We start from the raw sequence: 16,346 nt of genomic DNA, 5'->3' as shown, positions 1-16,346 counted from the left end.
CACCCGTGTCACCACCTTTGTGGATACGCACCCTGGACTGACCGGAGGTGTACACCCACCACATCACGGTAGCCTAGGAGTGTCCGTATGGCATGCACCTCTCTGGTTCGAATTACCAGGCTCCTAGTGCTATTCGTTTTGGAGCGAGGAATAGGTGAGAATACGAGCTACGAATGTCGCTTTTCTGTCACCGGTGGCTAACAACTCGCAAAAAGAAGTGGTGGCGACTGTGGTTAGCTGAAGTCGTTGCAGACGGGGATGCCCATCGTATCGTAGTCACTCATTGCTGCGAGCGTGTCCGGAACTTCGTCGAGTGTGATCGTCTCAGAAACGAGTTCTGTGGGGTCAAGCTTCCCCGTCTTGATCATATCGAGCATCTCGGAGTAGCGAGACGGTTGCAGTCCGAGCGAGCCTCGGAAGTCGATCTCTTTGGCAACGAACTCGTCGGTGGGCAACGGGACCTGACCCTTTTCATCGGCAGTCGTCAGACCGATCTGGACGTGCCGACCTCCTTTCCTGAGGGAGTTCACAGCGTTCAGACAGGTGGTTTTGATGCCCAGAGCGTCGACCGAACAGTCAGCACCACCATTCGTAATATCGTGGACCTCCTTTGCGGGGTCATCTACTGCGCTTGCATTAATCGTCTCAACGGCGCCGAGACTTTCAGCCTTTTCGAGCTTTTCATCGAAGAGGTCGACCCCGATAACGTTCGCTCCGAGGGCATTGGCGATGTGAACGGCTGAGAGGCCAATACCACCGAGACCGTGGACGACCACGTTCTCGCCGTGTCCAACGTCGCCTCGGTGCGCCATCGCGTGGAATGACGTCATAAACCGGCAGCCAATCCCAGCAGCGGTGTCAGCATCGATACCACTTGGGAGTGGGACAGCGTTAATATCCGCGTTCGGGATGTGGACCTCCTCAGCGAATGCACCCGGAGCTTCGTTCATGAACCCGAGCCCGACGTGGTTTTCACAGATATTCTCGTGACCGTTCCGACAGAGGTCACATTTCCCACACGCGAAATTAAATGGGATCGCGATATGATCGCCTTCGGTGACGCTTTCGACGTCGTCACCGACCTCAACAACGGTCCCACAGGGTTCGTGGCCGAGGATGTGCGGCGGGTCGGGGCGGTATCCAAACCAGTCCCAGTCGCCCTGCCAGCAGTGCCAGTCGCTACGGCAGACACCACATCCATTAACCTTTGCAACAACGCCGTGTGGCGCAGGCTCTGGTCGTTCAACTTCCTGTACTTCAAGCGGCTTTTGGAATTCCTCCAACACTACTGCTCGCATTGCATGTCATGATCTATCATGATGTTATAAATAAATACTGAATAGAGCAAATGGTGTATACCGTAACCTCAAAATGCCATATCTAGATTTGAATATAATGTAATTGGGGAAATGTTTAATAGATAGTGTATGATATTCCCTATCGCGATGGCAACTGATTCACAGTCGTCGACTGACTCGGAAAGCGCAATTAGACAACGACACCGACGTGCAGCGGATGAACTGATCCCATCTGAGACTGCGAAATTGTACATTGGCGGCGAGTGGGTCAAAAGTTCGTCTGGGAAAACGTTCCACACGCACGATCCAACCACTGGCGAAGCCCTAGCCGAGGTTCAGGCTGGCAGTGCTGTGGACATCGACCGGGCTGTCGACGCAGCCTGGGATGCGTACGACAATCAATGGGCAGCTGCCTCCGCAGCTGACCGACAACGAGTTCTGAACCAAATTGCAGACCGGATCGAATCCCGAAAGGGAGACTTCGCCACGCTCGAATCACTTGATAATGGGAAGCCGGTTTCTGAGGCTCGCATCGACGTCAACCTCGTCATTGATCACTTCAGATACTTCGCGGGTGCAACCCGTGTGAACGAGGGGAAAACGATTCCAAGTGGGACTGACAACCACATCCAGACACTGCGAGAGCCCTATGGCGTGGTGGGACAGATCATTCCGTGGAACTTCCCACTTTTGATGGCCGCTTGGAAACTCGGCCCAGCCCTCGCCGCCGGGAACACGGTCGTGCTGAAGCCGGCCGAAGAGACTCCGTTGTCGATTCTCGAACTCATGCGCGAAATCGATGCTGTGCTTCCGGCTGGCGTTGTCAACGTGGTCACTGGGTTTGGTGCTGAAGCGGGTGAACCACTCTCTTGTCACGAAGGAATTCAAAAGCTTGCATTCACAGGATCGACGGAAGTCGGCCGCGGTGTGATGAAAAGTGCAGCAGATACGATTACCGATGTCACGCTCGAACTGGGAGGGAAAAGCCCAGTGGTGATTTATCCCGACGCTGATGTCGAAAAGGCAGCCAAAGTTGCGAGAATTGGGATGTTCCACAATACCGGAGAGTGCTGTTGTGCAGGCACGCGCCTCTTGGTGCATGAAGATATTAAATCCGAATTCCTCGATGCATTCGTGGCTGAGATTGAGGAACTCAAGGTCGGTGACCCACTCCTCGAGGAGACGACACTTGGACCAAAAGTCACGAAAGAACAAGCCAACAGAACTCTCGACTACATCAACGAGGCGAAAAGTGTCGGGGCGGAGGTCGTGACAGGTGGCGACGCACCCGATGACGGAGCGCTTTCTGAGGGCTGCTTCGTGAATCCGACGTTGCTTACGGACATCGATCACGAGAGCCGCCCCGTTCAAGAAGAGATCTTCGGACCCGTTGAAACGCTCTTTGAGTGGTCGTCATACGACGACATGATCGGGTTAGCGAACGATGTCGACTATGGCCTTGCTGCGGGTATCATTACAAACGATATCAATCAGGCCTACAAAACAGCGAAAGACATCGAGGCAGGAAACATCTGGGTGAACACCTACAACGAGTTCCCAGCAGGGCAGCCGTTCGGTGGCTACAAACAGTCTGGCATCGGCCGTGAAACAGCCTACGAAGCAATCAAACACTATACGCAGACGAAAACGATCAACATCAGTCTCGACTAGTCCCAAGCGGGACTGGGCACGTTCAATCTCAGGTGGAGAGTCTCTCTTCAGCAGCGGTCACCGTGTCCCCACAACGGATCAGGAAACGGCCTGTGGATTTGGAACCTGAATTCCGTTTACCGGATGAAAATGTCACTTGGGTTCGCCGTTTGAACTGCAGACAGTGAAAAGATCTTTAGTTTGGAACGGTATAGTCTGAAGCAAGGCATGCCTTCCTCTATCGATGAAATTGACGACATCTCTCCGCGCGACATCGTGATTCTCAAACTCCGTGTTGAACACCCAACAGCCTCCGTGCGTGCGTTGCGAGACATCCTTGAGGAAGAGTATGACATCTCGCTGTCGCACAATCGAGTGAACGACATCCTTCGGGAACTCAGCGAGCAGAATATCTTCCGGAAAGCTGTACTGTTGAACGAGGACTTTTTTGAGCACTATCTCTTTCAGATTGCGTTTCATTATCCGAACTTCGAAGACCGCTGGGAGGAGTGCTATGACGATCTGATGAATGACCCCCACGTGTTGATGTTCTTTAATGCCGATGACTACCACCAGTGGCAGTTTATCGCGCGGTTCCGGAAAAGCGAGAATAAGGAAGAATGGAAGCGCAATTTCTTCAAAAAACATGGGGACCTCATTGCGCAGTTCGATTCGAGTTCCCTTCCGGAAGTCCACAAGTTCCGCAGCGACATGGAGGTGTTAGAGCATCTGCTCACCGAGACCGAAGAAGGGCGAAAATATCTAGACAAGACCGCTCACCAATCAGCGGACGAAAAGACCGAAAAAGACGATGCCAAAGTCGTTCTTGACCGCGGGAACAAGTAAACGACTGGTGGGAAGATAGCACGTGGACCGTCTGTTCAAGGCTGTGGACTGAGATTGGCTACGGTACGGTTGTCTGGCCCACGATACGTCAACGGTACTGGTGTACACCAAATAGTTATGTAGAATCGTGTAGGATCTTTTGGCTAGAGCCAGTCTACCATGTCAATAGATTCTCAGACATCAGCAGAGCGGGAAAACCAGATTAAGCAACGGCACCGGGACGTTGCAGCCGACCTTATCCCCGCTGATGATGGGCAATTGTATATCGGAGGTGAGTGGGTGGATAGTGAGACTGGACAAACGTTCAACACATACGACCCAACTACTGGCGAAGTGCTCGCTAGCGTGCAGGCTGGAAACGCGGAGGACATCAACCGGGCCGTCACCGCTGCTGAGGAGGCGTACACTAAACGGTGGTCGACGTACTCGCCAGCAGATCGCCAAGTGCTCCTGACCGAGATTGCAGAGCGGATCGAGGCACGAAAAGAAGCGTTTACGAAGCTTGAGACACTCGACAACGGCAAACCAATTACGGAAGCACGCCACGACATCGAATTAGTTATTGACCACTTTCGGTACTTCGCAGGGGCAGTCCGTGTTACGGAAGGGAAAACGATTCCAAGTGGGACTGACAACCACATCCAGACACTGCGAGAGCCCTATGGCGTGGTGGGACAGATCATTCCGTGGAACTTCCCACTTTTGATGGCCGCTTGGAAACTCGGCCCGGCCCTCGCCGCCGGGAACACGGTCGTGCTGAAGCCGGCCGAAGAGACTCCGTTGTCGATTCTCGAACTCATGCGCGAAATCGATGCTGTGCTTCCGGCTGGCGTTGTCAACGTGGTCACTGGGTTTGGTGCTGAAGCTGGCTCACCGCTCGTAAAGCATCGCGACGTTCAAAAAATTGCGTTTACCGGGTCAACGGAAGTTGGCCAAGGTGTGATAAAAAATGCCGCAGACACGATTACGGACCTAACGCTTGAGTTGGGTGGCAAAAGCCCAGTCGTCATCTACCCAGATGCAAACCTCGAGAACGCTGTTGATGTCACACTGAATGCGCTCGTCTTTAATACTGGAGAGTGTTGTGCTGCCGGGACTCGGGTACTCGTCCATGAGGATATCCACGATGAATTCCTCGATACATTCGTTGCTGAGATTGAGGATCTCACAATCGGTGACCCACTATTGGAAGCGACTGATCTCGGGCCAAAGGTAACTCAAACCGAACTTGAGCGGACGATGCGCTATATCCGGTGGGCCCGCGAGGCTGATGCAGCGATCTTAGCTGGCGGAGAGAAGCCCGAGGACACCGCCCTTTCGAACGGGTATTTCGTCTCACCGACGGTTATTGGTGACCTCGAGCACGGGAGTCGGCCAGCACAAGAAGAGATCTTCGGGCCTGTTGAGACGGTCTTCACGTGGTCCTCGTACGATGAAATGATCGAGTTAGCGAACGAGGTTGAATTTGGACTTGCTGCGGGTATCATTACAAACGATATCAATCAGGCCTACAAAACAGCAAAAGATATCGAGGCAGGAAACATCTGGGTGAACACCTACAACGAGTTCCCAGCGGGGCAGCCGTTCGGTGGCTACAAGAAATCTGGATCCGGGCGTGAAACAGCCCTCGAGACGCTCGAAGAGTACACCCAAACAAAATGTATCAATATCTCACTTGAATCAGTGATCCACGACTAACGTCATGGGCTTCCGCCTCGATTCTGTGTGAGACTGCCCCAACAGCGGCCTTGGGACGAACAGTATAACCTCGGCCCTCTACACTGGGTGAATTTTGATGCACTTTCCCGCCCCCTATGTTTCAATTATTGCCAATTGCGCTAAATTGGTATTATTTGTAATGTATAATAGTGCATGGTACATGATATTGTAATACTCGGTGCGGGATACGCGGGGACGAGCGCAGTACAGTACTTAGAACAGAATATCGGAGACCGGGATGTGAACCTCACCTGGGTCAACAACCAGGATTACCATCTCATCCTGCACGAGGTCCATCGTGTGATTCGGAATCCAGACTCACAACAGAAGGTTACGATTCCAATTCGCGACATCAAAGGCCCTGCAACACAGTTTGTCGAAGGCCATGTTGAAGCGGTTAATACAGCTGAGCAAACTGTGAGTCTCACGACCGGTACTGAAATCCCCTATGACTATCTCCTCGTTGCACTAGGGAGCCAGACGGCGTACTATGGGATCCCTGGGCTGGATACACGTGCACACACGCTCAAATCGCTCGAGGATGCACTCTCGATCCATCAAACACTCATAGCACACGGACAGCACACCACGATGGACCGTCCTGCACAGATTATCATTGGTGGCGCTGGTCTTTCTGGCGTACAAACTGCGGGTGAAATCGCCACCCTGCGTGATGAAGCAGATCTGCCCCTAGATATTCATCTTGTGGAGGCCCAAGACTCGATCATGCCAGGTCACTCTCCAAGCTTACAGGAGTCTGTTCGGCGTGCGTTAGACCACGCAGACGTCACTATTCACACGGCCGACCCGATCACCAGAGCTGAGACTGACCGGATTCAGTTTGCAAGTGGAGACTCACTCGAATACGACCTGTTTATCTGGACTGGTGGAATCACAGGCCGTGACGCCATGGCCGCCGCTGCGATTGACACAGAGCACAATCGCGCTAAAGCGGATGCGACCTTCCAAACCAGTGATGACCGGGTGTTTGCGATTGGTGATGCGGCACTCGTCGATGTCGACGGGAGCCTCATCCCACCAACCGCCCAAGCAGCTTGGCAAGCAGCTGAGACAGCAGCCGAAAACCTGCTCCGAAGCATCGCCGGTCAACCGCTCAAGACGTGGGCGTACACTGACAAAGGAACGCTCATCTCCGTTGGAGAGGCAACAATCGCACACGATGTGGAGATCGTACCAATCGATACGTTTGGCTCCTACCCCGCGAAATTCCTGAAGAAATTCATCGCAGCGCGGTGGATTGCTGACCTCACGTCGTGGCCCCGAGCCCTCAAATCGTGGGATGCGCTGTGATGTCGTAGAGAGAGTAGGGAAAGCGGTGTGGTACCGAGGGAACCGCAGTGACGACGTCTGCGTCAAGAGCTCGCTGACCAAGTACTGGGCCGTTTCGTCGTCGACGTCCACCGTGTCGACGCCGGCGACGTCGCGGTCCTGGGCGAGCAGTGCTTTCTCGAACTGTTCGTAGCCGGCGCTTGTGTCGTCGTGAATATCGGAATCAGCCATGGTGAATCACGCTGCACACGCTGTCACGCGCTGCACGCCTCGCGGCGCCGACAAACAGGCCAGGTCGTACGGCGTCAGTCCGGTCGCGGATCTCGATAGCCGATGACGGCGACGTCGTCGATGAACAGGACGCCCTTCATGAAGTCGAGCTTGGTCAGGCTGTGCTGGTAGAGGTTATCGGACCCTCGGTAGTTCACCGGCACGACTAAGGATCCGAACTCAATCTTCGGTCGCCCGCCCTTCTTGGTGCGGTAGCCCTTCTGGAACTTGAGCAGGTCGTCGCTGATGTTCTTCCGCTCGCTCTTCTCGACCTCGATGGCGATGCGCTCGTCGGCGTCGTAGAGGTCGACGCTGTAGTTGAAGTCCAGATGCGACCAGAGCTTGCAGTTCGGGTTGTAGCCGGCGGCGGCGCCCCCCTCGTACTCGTACTGGGGTAGTGCGTCAGCAATTGAAGCGTCAAATGCCCCCTCTTTGTGCTTTGCCGTATCCTCGAAGACACTCGTGGGAACGGCCTCCACAGCTGACCGGATCGCTTCCGATGTGTCGTCCGGAAACGTCTCCGAGGAGGTCTGTGAGCGCCGATCGCTCAGGCGGGTGACGTGCTCAACGACGACCATTCTACCTACTCATTCACAATGGGGTGACAAAATCGTTCGCGATACAGGCTCACCTTTGGGACATCCCTTACTCACTCCACAGGGCCGCTACCCGGTCTTCAATTTCGTCGAGGACGAGCCGAAGCACGTCTCGATGGTCGGTCGGCCACGAAGCGTCGTCGCCGGGGGTGGGAGCAGCCGGTGGAGGGTGGAAATGGTCTCGGGTATTGTGGGGGTTGGGGTGGCGATCCCACCGGCATTCCCAGGCGTGCTTCGGATGAACCTCCCGGTAGTGAATTTTGAAGTCGTCGTTCGTGTACCAGCGAACAGCTAGAGTCGCCTCCTCGACGGTGTCTGGATAGTACGGTGGCGCGAGTGTCACGCGAAGTTCGAGATGGCCGCTCGCGTCGGTGATGAGTGCTGTTGCGACCTGACCCGTTGCTTGGAGACGCGTCCGCAGGAACCCGAGTATCGGGCGATCAATAGGCGCAGGGCTTCCGTCGTCACCTGTGGGCGGCACCATCGGTGTGACTATCCGGATACCTGTTCGGTCTCAGCGCTCGCCCGTTGCTGACGGGCACGTTCGTAGCGTGTTCGCTCGTCCCGAGCGGTCGCCCAGTCGCCGAGGTCACCGTATACGTCGTCGATCGTCCGGTCGTCGCTCGATTCTGCAGCGGCGACGGCGTCGACGGCCGCTGGCGTCGGAGCACCATACGTGTCCTCGTACGCCTCGATCCGCGAGCTCAGTTCCCGAACGCGCTGCTGGAGGTCTTCGATGGAGTGGTCGGCCGCGAGCTGGTTGATTCGCCGCCACTCGAAGTAGGCGTCGTTGCGCTCGTACGTGGTCGGGTGGCCGTCGTGGCGCGTGACGATACCGAGTTCACTGAACCAGCCCAGATATTTCCGAGCCGTTTTCGGGTCACAGTCGGCAACGTCGGCGATGGTGCTCGCTGTTGTCGGCTCACGAGTCTGGAGAACCGTCCCGTAGATACGTTGCTCAACGTCGTCGCCACGAAACGCATCCTCGAAGGAGGGCGGGCCATCTGGAGACTCGCTGTTGGACATACTCGTTCTTGCGCGGCACAGGATATAGTTCTTACTTCGAGGAATAGTTTCCTGACTTTGTGCGGGGCGGAATCCACCAGCAGACCACCATATTAACCAACAGGCGTTATTCTCTTGTGCTATTGTTGGTTAAGACGTCACTCCTGAATTCACAGCTCCGGAACTGGCATCACCTGGAATTTGTCTTGATCGTCGACGACGCCATGCTGACCTACATCACTGCCCAGTGACAACCGCGAGAGTCGGTTGACCAACTCCTCACGAACCGCTTTACTGCTGGCTCGCAGTGCTGGTGATCTTCCTGCTGGCCTGGATCAACTTCAACGCGGAGATTGCCTCGCCGTCGCTGGCACTTCGGGCCGGCAAGGTGCTCCGGTACATCACCCTCGTTGGAACCGCCGGCGCCGTCGTCACGACCGGGTTCGCGTGGCACGATGGCTACTGGACTCGGTCCGCTTGGCTACACTACTCGGTGGTGACACTCCTCGCTCTGCTGTTCGCGTGGCAGCTGTCTCTGCTCCGCATCCTGCCCCTGTAGCACCCAGTCCGAGAAAGATGATTCCAGACCCGGAACACCGAGAACGGCTTTTTAGTAGGTCCCATGCGTTAGGTATCCTAATGGTTACGTCCAGAGGACAGCCATGCGCGTGATTGTCGTCGGGGCTGGTGAAGTCGGAGCGAACATCGCGATCAGTCTCGCTGAGAGTCACGACGTCACCGTCATCGATGTTAATCCGGAGAAAGTCGAGGAGCTCACGTATTCGAGCGATATATTGGCGATTGAAGGGGATGGGACCTCGCTCGGAATACTCGAAGAGGCAGGCATCGCCGAGGCGGATATGCTCATCGCCAGCACGGACGACGACGAGACGAACTTAGTCACCTGCGGGACGGCGAAGACGACGGGCGATGTCTTCACTATTGCTCGGGTCCGGAACGCAAACTTCCTCGATACGTGGACGCGATCAGAGAGGGCGTTCGGGGTTGATTTCATGGTCTCGACGAACCTGCTGACGGCCAACGATATCGTCCGCGTCGTCGGGCTCCCGGCCGCCGTCGACGTCGACCCGTTCGCCGGTGGACTCGTCCAGATGGCCGAGTTCGAAGTGGCGGCAGATAGTGAAATCGTCGGACGGACCGTCGAAGAGGCGGACAAGTTCGATGCGCTCACGTTCGCTGCACTAGTTCAGGAGGGCGATGTCGTAATCGCCCGTGGACAGACCCGAATCGAAGCCGGAAACAAAGTGATCGTCATCGGCAGTCCGGAGAGCGTCCAAGCGTTTTCGAAAACTGTTGCCTCAGCCGAAACCGCGGATGAGGCTCGCGATATCGTCGTCGTTGGTGGGAGTGACATCGGGTATCACACGGCTAGGCTGCTCGAAGAGCGCGGCCTCGAACCCCGTCTGATCGAACAAGACGCGGATCGCGGCCGCCAACTCGCCGAAGACCTTCCCGGAACAATCGTGATGGTACACGACGCGACGGACGTGGACTTCCTTGTCGGTGAACACATCGACCGGGCGGACGCAGTCATCGCGGCGACCGACAGCGACGAGAAGAACCTCTTGGTCTCGTTGCTCGCAAAGAACATCGGTGTCGCTCGTACGGTCGCCGTCGTCGAGCAAGGCCAGTACGCAAGCTTATTCGAAGCGGTCGGAACCGACGTCGCGATCAACCCCCGTGAAGCGACCGCGGAGGAAATCGTCCGCTTCACACAGGAGGGACAGGTCGAAAACCTCTCGCTCATCGAAGGTCGCCAGGCAGAAGTGCTAGAGATCGAGGTCGACGAGGCAAGCGTGCTCGCGGGACGCCCCATCCACGAGAGCGTTGCTGAGCTTCCATCCGATGTGGTTATCGGTGCGATCACTCGCGATCAGGAGTTCATCGTTCCCCGTGGCGGGACCGTCATCAACGCAGGTGACCACGTCGTTCTCTTCGTAGCCGCAGACGTCCTCTCTCGCGTTATGGAGCTCGTATGAGAATTCGCGTCGATTGGCGGGTTAGCTGTCGACTGGTCGGGACGATTCTCAAATGGCTGTGGGTGCCACTCCTCCTTCCTCTCGGAATCGCTCTCTACGACGGAACGGCGCTGCTCCCGTTCATCCTCCCGATACTTGGTACAACGCTCCTCGGGGTCGGGCTCGAACAGCTCACCGACAAGCGTGACCTCCGAGCGCGGGAGGCGTTTCTGATGGTCTCGCTGACGTGGTTGAGCATCGCGCTCGTCGGTGCGGCCCCATTCGTTCTTGCCGGCGATGGAATGCTTGCAACGCCGGTGAACGCCCTATTCGAGAGTATGAGCGGAATCACGACGACCGGCGCGACGGTCATCGTGGATTTCGAACGCCACTCGCGGGCCATCCTCATGTGGCGAGCGGTCCTGCAATGGCTCGGTGGACTCGGTATTCTCGTTCTGGCGACGGCTGTCCTCTCCCAACTGTCCGTCGGCGGTGCACAGCTCATGGAGACCGAAACCCAGATACAGGACGTCAACAAGCTCACACCCCGGATTTCGGAAACAGCCGCCCTTCTCTGGAAGATCTATATCGGCCTGACCGGGCTCCAGGTGGCAGTTCTCTACGGACTCCATTTGATCGGATACGCGCCGGAGATGACGCTGTACGACGCCGTAGCGCATGCGTTTACGACCATCTCGACGAGTGGCTTTTCACCCCGTGGAGACAGCATCGCCGCCTTCTCGCCCGCCGTTCAGTGGGCGATTATCCCGTTCATGGCAATCGGTGCCACGAGTTTCATTCTACTGTACTTCGCCTTTCAGGGGAACTTCGAACGACTCCGGAATAGTGACGAATTCCGCTTCTACGTCGGACTGCTCGGGTTCTTCACGGTCGGTGTCGGGGGAGTGTTGTTGGTCGACGGTGCTCCCTATACGAGCCTCGAACAGATAGCTCGGCACGCACTCTTTCAGGTCGTCTCGATAATGACGACGACAGGGTACGCGAGCACGGATTTCAACCTCTGGTCGGCAGCGGCCAAACACCTCCTGTTCGTCTGTATGTTCATCGGTGGGATGGCCGGTAGCACGACCTGTTCGATCAAGACCCTCCGGTGGCTCGTCGTCGTGAAAGCATTCAGCCGAGACCTGTTTACGGCCTCGAACCCGAGCGCGGTCCGACCAGTCCGCCACAGTGGGAACGTCGTCGACGAAGAGACGGTCCGGGACATCTACGCCTACACGCTGGTTAGTCTCGTGTTCTTCATCGTCGCGACAATCTTCGTCGTCGTCGACGCATCCCGGGTACAGCTGTCAGTCACCGAATTCGAGGCCATGAGCGCTGCGGCAGCCACGTTCTTCAATGTCGGGCCGGCGTTCGGAATCGCGGGACCGCTCGAGAGCTACGAGCCGTTCCCGCAGTCGACGAAGGTCGCGATGACCTTCCTCATGTGGGTCGGCCGGATCGAAATCATCCCGGTGCTGGTGTTACTGACGCCGTCCTACTGGCGGTCGTGAAACGCGAGGTGAAATGACACTAGTTTACTTGCGTTCCACTTCTCGATGGCCGGGCGCTCATCGCCCTCTTGGGACTCGTCGGGTCACGCTGAGCGTGGAGGTCAACTACTCCGACACGGGAGAGTCGTGTTCCTCCGACCGCGCCCACCCTTAAGTATCCACTTAGCGAACATTCAGGCGGGATAGATATGAGCGAGCTAGTGGACGAGGTGGTCGTCTTGTACGTCGACGACGACGAGGACTTCACCGAACTGACGGCGACGTTCCTCGAACGGGAACACGACCAGTTCCGGGTCGAGACGGCCACCTCGGTCGCCGAGGGGCTCGACCGCGTGGCAGACGCGGAGTTCGACTGCGTCGTCTCGGACTACGACATGCCCGAGCGCGACGGATTGGACTTCCTCGAAGCCCTCCGCGAGGACGCGCCGGACCTCCCTTTCATCCTCTTTACCGGCAAGGGAAGCGAGGAGGTCGCGAGCGACGCAATCTCCGCGGGCGTCACCGACTACCTCCAGAAGGAACACGGGACCAGCCAGTACACCGTACTCGCCAACCGCATCGAAAACGCGGTCGAGCAGTACCGCTCACGGCGCGCGCTCGAGACGAGCGAACAACGCCTCTCCCTGTTCATCGAACAGTCGCCGCTCGGCGTCCTCGAGTACGACAGCGACTTCCAAATCGTCGGGCTCAACGAGCGCGGCGAGGAGATTCTGGGCTATACCGAAGCGGAACTCCGCGGCCACAGCTGGGAACTCATCGTCGCGGACGACAGTTACGACAACGTCGACGCCGTCACAGACCAGCTTGCAGTCGCGGAGGGCGGCTACCACAGCATCGACGAGAACGTCCGAAAGGACGGCGAACACATCCGCTGTGAGTGGCACAACCGAACCATCACGAACGACGACGGCGCGGTCGTCGGCATCATCTCGTTGTTCCAGGACGTGACCGAGCGAACCCGCCGTGAGGACGAACTCGAACGGACCAACGCCCTGCTCTCGACGCTCATTCGGTCGCTCCCGGTCGGCGTCCTCGCCGAAAACAGCGACCGAACCGTCCTCGCGATTAACGAGCGACTGGTCGAACTGTTCGATGTCTCGGAACCGTCGACGGAACTCATCGGCGCAGACTGTCGGGAACTGGCGCAGATGGCAAGCGAACTCGTGGTTGACTCGGAGGGCTTCGTCGAGCGCGTCGACGAACTGATCGCCGGGACAGAGTCGGTCCACAACGAGACAGTCGCTCTGACGAACGGCCGGACGCTCAACCGAAGCTACGAACCGATCGAACTCCCCGAGGGGACCGGCCACCTCTGGATGTATCGCGACACGACCGAACAGCGAAAGCGAGAGCAACAGCTCCAGCGCCAAAACGAGCGGCTGAGCGAGTTTGCGAGCGTCGTCAGCCACGACCTCCGGAACCCGCTGAACGTGGCTGCCGGGAACGTGGAACTGGCCCGCCAAGACCACGAAAGCGACCGTCTTGCGACCGCCGCGCGGGCGTTGAACCGCATCGACGACCTCATCGAAGACCTGCTCACGCTCGCCCGAAAGGGCGACAACGTCGGCGAACTGGAACCGGTGTCCTTGGGTCCGCTCGTCTCCGACTGCTGGGGGACCATCGAAACGGCCGGCGCCGAACTCCAGACGGATTTGACGGCGACGGTCATCGCTGACCGAAGTCGGCTCCAACAGCTCGTCGAGAACCTCGTCAGGAACAGCATCGAACACGGTGGAGACGGCGTGGCGGTGACTGTCGGTGAACTTCCGGACGGCTTCTACGTCGAGGACGACGGTGTCGGCATTCCAGCCGAGCGCCGCGACACCATCTTCGAAGCCGGCCGCACAACCTCGCGTACGGGTACCGGATTCGGGCTCGCAATCGTCAAGCAGGTCGCCGAGGCCCACGGCTGGAACGTTAGCGTCGCCGAATCTGACGCAGGCGGGGCACGATTCGAGGTTACGGGAGTCACGTTCGCCGACGTCGACAACTGAGCTCCCGCGTACCGGAATGAGTCTGAAGACCGTCGTGCGATGAGCTTGTCGGGGTCAGCATCGAGCGCGTATTCCTCACGCCGGAAGCTTTTACAGGCCCCGTGCGGACCGCTGTCACATGAACTATCACGGCGAATCCGGCGGCGCGGCGCGGAGCGTACGATGACGATTACGAGCGACTGGGGCGAGTGGTGGGCCCGGGAGGAACTCAACGGCGTCGACGTCGAGGAGGGAGTCTCGCTGTGGTATCTCGGCGTCGCCGGCTGGGCGATACGGACCCCGGAGACCGCCATCTATATCGACCCCTACTTTAGTACCGAGCGGGACCGCGAGTACGTCGCGCGGATGTCGCCGGTGCCGATGGAGCCGCAGTGGGCGGACGCCTGCGACGCGGTCTTCTGCACCCACGACCACCGCGACCACTTCTGGCCGCCCTCGTTCGGCCCGCTCCTCGACCACGGCGGCGACGTCCACGCGCCCGTCGAGTGCTACGAGAACTTCGACGTGAGCGCGATCGACGAGGACAAGCGGACGGCCGTCGAACCCGGCGACAGCTACGAGGTCGGCGACCTCACCGTCCACGTCAGAGGCGGGTACGACCCGGACGCGACCGGCACGGTGACGTACGTTATCGAGCACGAGACGGGAACCATCTTCCACGGCGGCGACAACCGACCCTGCGAGGCGTTCCACGAGATCGGTGCGGAGTTCGACATCGACCTCGGGATGCTCTCCTACGGAACCGACGCCCGCGTCGTCCAGGACGGCGAGGTCATCACGCGCAAGCTCTACAACGACGCGGACGAGATCGTCGAGGCCACGAACGCGCTCGGCATCGACCGCCTGATTCCCGAGCACTGGCGGCGCTGGCGCTCGATTCACGCCGACCCCGGCGCGCTCTCGAAGGCCGCGACGACGTTCGAGTACCCGCACGTGATCGAGGAGGTCGAAGTCGGCGACCGCTTCCGACTCGGCCGGCCGGGCGTCGTCCCACCGGCGCGTCTCGGCGGCGAGTGAGTCTCTAACACGTCACCGAATTCTCCTGCCTCACCGGCGACGTCGCGCGGCGCCCCCACTCAACGGCGATGTCGTACTGTACCACAGAAACCGCGGTCGAGTCAGTCGGTGCGCGGGAGTTCGACGACGAAGACAGCACCCGTCGGTTCGTTGTCTTCGACCCGGACCGAACCGCCGTACTGCGTGACCAGGGTGTCGACGAGGTAGAGTCCGATACCCGTGCCGGGGCTCCCGAGACCTCGCTCACCTTTTCCGAACGCGAGTTCTTTCCTGTCGTCCGGGATGCCCGGCCCGTTGTCGGCGATTCGAACCTCGACGTCGTCGTCTCGGGCCGTACACGAGATCTCGACGCGAGGCGCGTCCTTGTCGTTGTGTTGGACGGCGTTGTTCAGGAGGTTCCGAAACACCGAACTGAGCATGCTATTTCCGGCGACCTCGACGTCGGGAAGCGTTCCCTCGACCACGAACGTGGCCTCCGGGAAAGACTCCTTGCGAATCGATAGCTCGGTTTCGAGGATCGAGCGAATCGGTACCGACGCGATAGTGACACTCTCGTTCGATGCAATCGTCTCCACGTAGTCGCGTGCGACCTCGGTCAGTTCGACGACGTGCTCACCGCTGTCGAGGATTTTCTGGAGGTACTCGCTCCTGTCATCATCGACGTGGTCTTCGAGCATCTCCGCCCACCCGAGGACGACCCCCATATCGTTGCGGATATCGTGGCGGACGATTCGGTTCAGCAGTTCGAGTTCTCGCTCCCGGCGTTTCTGCTCCGTGATGTCCGTACAGACGCCGACGACCTCCGAGACGTCACCGTCGTCATCGCGGAGGAGCACCTGCCGCGTCAGCACCCAGCGAATCGACCCATCGGGTCGAACGACGCGGCCCTCGTACGCCTCGTCGTGGGCCCCTTGGGCTGAGGCCTCGATATTCTGTCGCACCCGGTCGCGGTCCTCGGGATGGATGGCGTCGAGCAACAGCGCGATGTCGTCCATGACCGCCTCGGGTGGAATCCCCCAGATGTCTTCGAAGCCAGCGCTAATGTAGTCGAACTCGCCGGGCGCAGATACCGTCCAAAGCGCGACCCCATCAAGCTGGTCGAACAGGTCCTGGAAATCGCGCCGTTGACCAAGCGAGCTGTTACTCATACCGGGGTGTTTCGAGGCGA

At 58.3% G+C, this 16,346-nt stretch carries 14 protein-coding genes; 9 read left to right on the top strand and 5 right to left on the bottom strand.

The features are described 5' to 3' along the window. Positions 1-233: 233 nt before the first annotated feature. On the bottom strand, positions 234-1,298 hold the full coding sequence (locus tag ABY42_RS16180) for a zinc-dependent alcohol dehydrogenase family protein (RefSeq protein ID WP_050460119.1): 1,065 nt from the start codon (positions 1,296-1,298) through the stop codon (positions 234-236). A 147-nt stretch (positions 1,299-1,445) separates the two neighbouring features. On the opposite strand from ABY42_RS16180, the gene ABY42_RS16175 reads away from it, so the two are divergent. The 4 genes from ABY42_RS16175 (at position 1,446) to ABY42_RS16160 (ending at position 6,824) form a co-directional block, all read left to right on the top strand. Beyond that, positions 1,446-2,969 carry an aldehyde dehydrogenase family protein gene (locus tag ABY42_RS16175; RefSeq protein ID WP_050460220.1) on the top strand — a complete coding sequence of 508 codons (1,524 nt, stop codon included), beginning with the start codon at positions 1,446-1,448 and terminating at the stop codon, positions 2,967-2,969. Between the two features lie 207 nt (positions 2,970-3,176). After that, on the top strand, positions 3,177-3,794 hold the full coding sequence (locus tag ABY42_RS16170) for a helix-turn-helix domain-containing protein (protein ID WP_050460118.1): 618 nt from the start codon (positions 3,177-3,179) through the stop codon (positions 3,792-3,794). 159 nt (positions 3,795-3,953) lie between these two features. After that, a complete protein-coding gene (locus ABY42_RS16165) occupies positions 3,954-5,492 on the top strand; it encodes an aldehyde dehydrogenase family protein (RefSeq protein WP_050460117.1) in 1,539 nt (512 codons plus the stop codon). A gap of 174 nt (positions 5,493-5,666) precedes the next feature. After that, positions 5,667-6,824: an NAD(P)/FAD-dependent oxidoreductase gene (locus tag ABY42_RS16160; protein ID WP_050460116.1), complete on the top strand. Its 1,158-nt coding sequence runs from the start codon at positions 5,667-5,669 to the stop codon at positions 6,822-6,824. A 284-nt stretch (positions 6,825-7,108) separates the two neighbouring features. Here the strand turns inward: ABY42_RS16160 and ABY42_RS16155 are convergent, their stop codons facing one another. The 3 genes from ABY42_RS16155 to ABY42_RS16150 form a co-directional block, all read right to left on the bottom strand. Then, entirely contained in the window at positions 7,109-7,651 is a 543-nt protein-coding gene (locus ABY42_RS16155) for a hypothetical protein (protein WP_050460115.1), read from the bottom strand. Between the two features lie 67 nt (positions 7,652-7,718). Then, on the bottom strand, positions 7,719-8,153 hold the full coding sequence (locus tag ABY42_RS19990) for a hypothetical protein (protein WP_082220703.1): 435 nt from the start codon (positions 8,151-8,153) through the stop codon (positions 7,719-7,721). A gap of 8 nt (positions 8,154-8,161) precedes the next feature. Then, on the bottom strand, positions 8,162-8,695 hold the full coding sequence (locus tag ABY42_RS16150; protein WP_050460114.1) for a DUF7342 family protein: 534 nt from the start codon (positions 8,693-8,695) through the stop codon (positions 8,162-8,164). 286 nt (positions 8,696-8,981) lie between these two features. On the opposite strand from ABY42_RS16150, the gene ABY42_RS16145 reads away from it, so the two are divergent. The 5 genes from ABY42_RS16145 (at position 8,982) to ABY42_RS16125 (ending at position 15,178) form a co-directional block, all read left to right on the top strand. Beyond that, positions 8,982-9,233 (top strand): hypothetical protein, encoded by a 252-nt coding sequence (locus ABY42_RS16145; RefSeq protein WP_050460113.1) that lies wholly within the window; start codon positions 8,982-8,984, stop codon positions 9,231-9,233. A 103-nt stretch (positions 9,234-9,336) separates the two neighbouring features. After that, positions 9,337-10,674 carry a Trk system potassium transporter TrkA gene (gene trkA / locus ABY42_RS16140; RefSeq protein ID WP_050460112.1) on the top strand — a complete coding sequence of 446 codons (1,338 nt, stop codon included), beginning with the start codon at positions 9,337-9,339 and terminating at the stop codon, positions 10,672-10,674. After that, complete coding sequence (locus tag ABY42_RS16135) at positions 10,671-12,167, top strand: TrkH family potassium uptake protein (protein ID WP_050460111.1); 1,497 nt, start codon at positions 10,671-10,673, stop codon at positions 12,165-12,167. The genes trkA and ABY42_RS16135 overlap by 4 nt, the downstream gene beginning before the upstream one ends. 188 nt (positions 12,168-12,355) lie before the next feature. Beyond that, positions 12,356-14,161, top strand: coding sequence for a PAS domain S-box protein (locus ABY42_RS16130; RefSeq protein ID WP_050460110.1), 1,806 nt, complete (start codon positions 12,356-12,358; stop codon positions 14,159-14,161). 162 nt (positions 14,162-14,323) lie between these two features. Continuing rightward, a complete protein-coding gene (locus ABY42_RS16125; protein ID WP_050460109.1) occupies positions 14,324-15,178 on the top strand; it encodes an MBL fold metallo-hydrolase in 855 nt (284 codons plus the stop codon). A 101-nt stretch (positions 15,179-15,279) separates the two neighbouring features. Here ABY42_RS16125 and ABY42_RS16120 read toward each other — a convergent pair whose 3' ends face one another. After that, a complete protein-coding gene (locus ABY42_RS16120) occupies positions 15,280-16,326 on the bottom strand; it encodes a PAS domain-containing sensor histidine kinase (protein WP_050460108.1) in 1,047 nt (348 codons plus the stop codon). Positions 16,327-16,346: the final 20 nt, after the last annotated feature.

This window comes from Haloferax gibbonsii, from assembly GCF_001190965.1.
GTDB lineage: Archaea > Halobacteriota > Halobacteria > Halobacteriales > Haloferacaceae > Haloferax > Haloferax gibbonsii.
Note: the sequence above shows the minus strand (reverse complement) of the source record. Positions and strands in the feature narration are given on the sequence as shown.

Excerpts from the sequence above, each read along its gene's own strand:
- ABY42_RS16180 (WP_050460119.1), bottom strand. The coding sequence starts at position 1,298 with ATGCGAGCAGTAGTGTTGGAGGAATTCCAAAAGCCGCTTGAAGTACAG.
- ABY42_RS16175 (WP_050460220.1), top strand. The coding sequence starts at position 1,446 with ATGGCAACTGATTCACAGTCGTCGACTGACTCGGAAAGCGCAATTAGA.
- ABY42_RS16170 (WP_050460118.1), top strand. The coding sequence starts at position 3,177 with ATGCCTTCCTCTATCGATGAAATTGACGACATCTCTCCGCGCGACATC.
- ABY42_RS16165 (WP_050460117.1), top strand. The coding sequence starts at position 3,954 with ATGTCAATAGATTCTCAGACATCAGCAGAGCGGGAAAACCAGATTAAG.
- ABY42_RS16160 (WP_050460116.1), top strand. The coding sequence starts at position 5,667 with ATGGTACATGATATTGTAATACTCGGTGCGGGATACGCGGGGACGAGC.
- ABY42_RS16155 (WP_050460115.1), bottom strand. The coding sequence starts at position 7,651 with ATGGTCGTCGTTGAGCACGTCACCCGCCTGAGCGATCGGCGCTCACAG.
- ABY42_RS19990 (WP_082220703.1), bottom strand. The coding sequence starts at position 8,153 with ATGGTGCCGCCCACAGGTGACGACGGAAGCCCTGCGCCTATTGATCGC.
- ABY42_RS16150 (WP_050460114.1), bottom strand. The coding sequence starts at position 8,695 with ATGTCCAACAGCGAGTCTCCAGATGGCCCGCCCTCCTTCGAGGATGCG.
- trkA (WP_050460112.1), top strand. The coding sequence starts at position 9,337 with ATGCGCGTGATTGTCGTCGGGGCTGGTGAAGTCGGAGCGAACATCGCG.
- ABY42_RS16135 (WP_050460111.1), top strand. The coding sequence starts at position 10,671 with ATGAGAATTCGCGTCGATTGGCGGGTTAGCTGTCGACTGGTCGGGACG.
- ABY42_RS16130 (WP_050460110.1), top strand. The coding sequence starts at position 12,356 with ATGAGCGAGCTAGTGGACGAGGTGGTCGTCTTGTACGTCGACGACGAC.
- ABY42_RS16125 (WP_050460109.1), top strand. The coding sequence starts at position 14,324 with ATGACGATTACGAGCGACTGGGGCGAGTGGTGGGCCCGGGAGGAACTC.
- ABY42_RS16120 (WP_050460108.1), bottom strand. The coding sequence starts at position 16,326 with ATGAGTAACAGCTCGCTTGGTCAACGGCGCGATTTCCAGGACCTGTTC.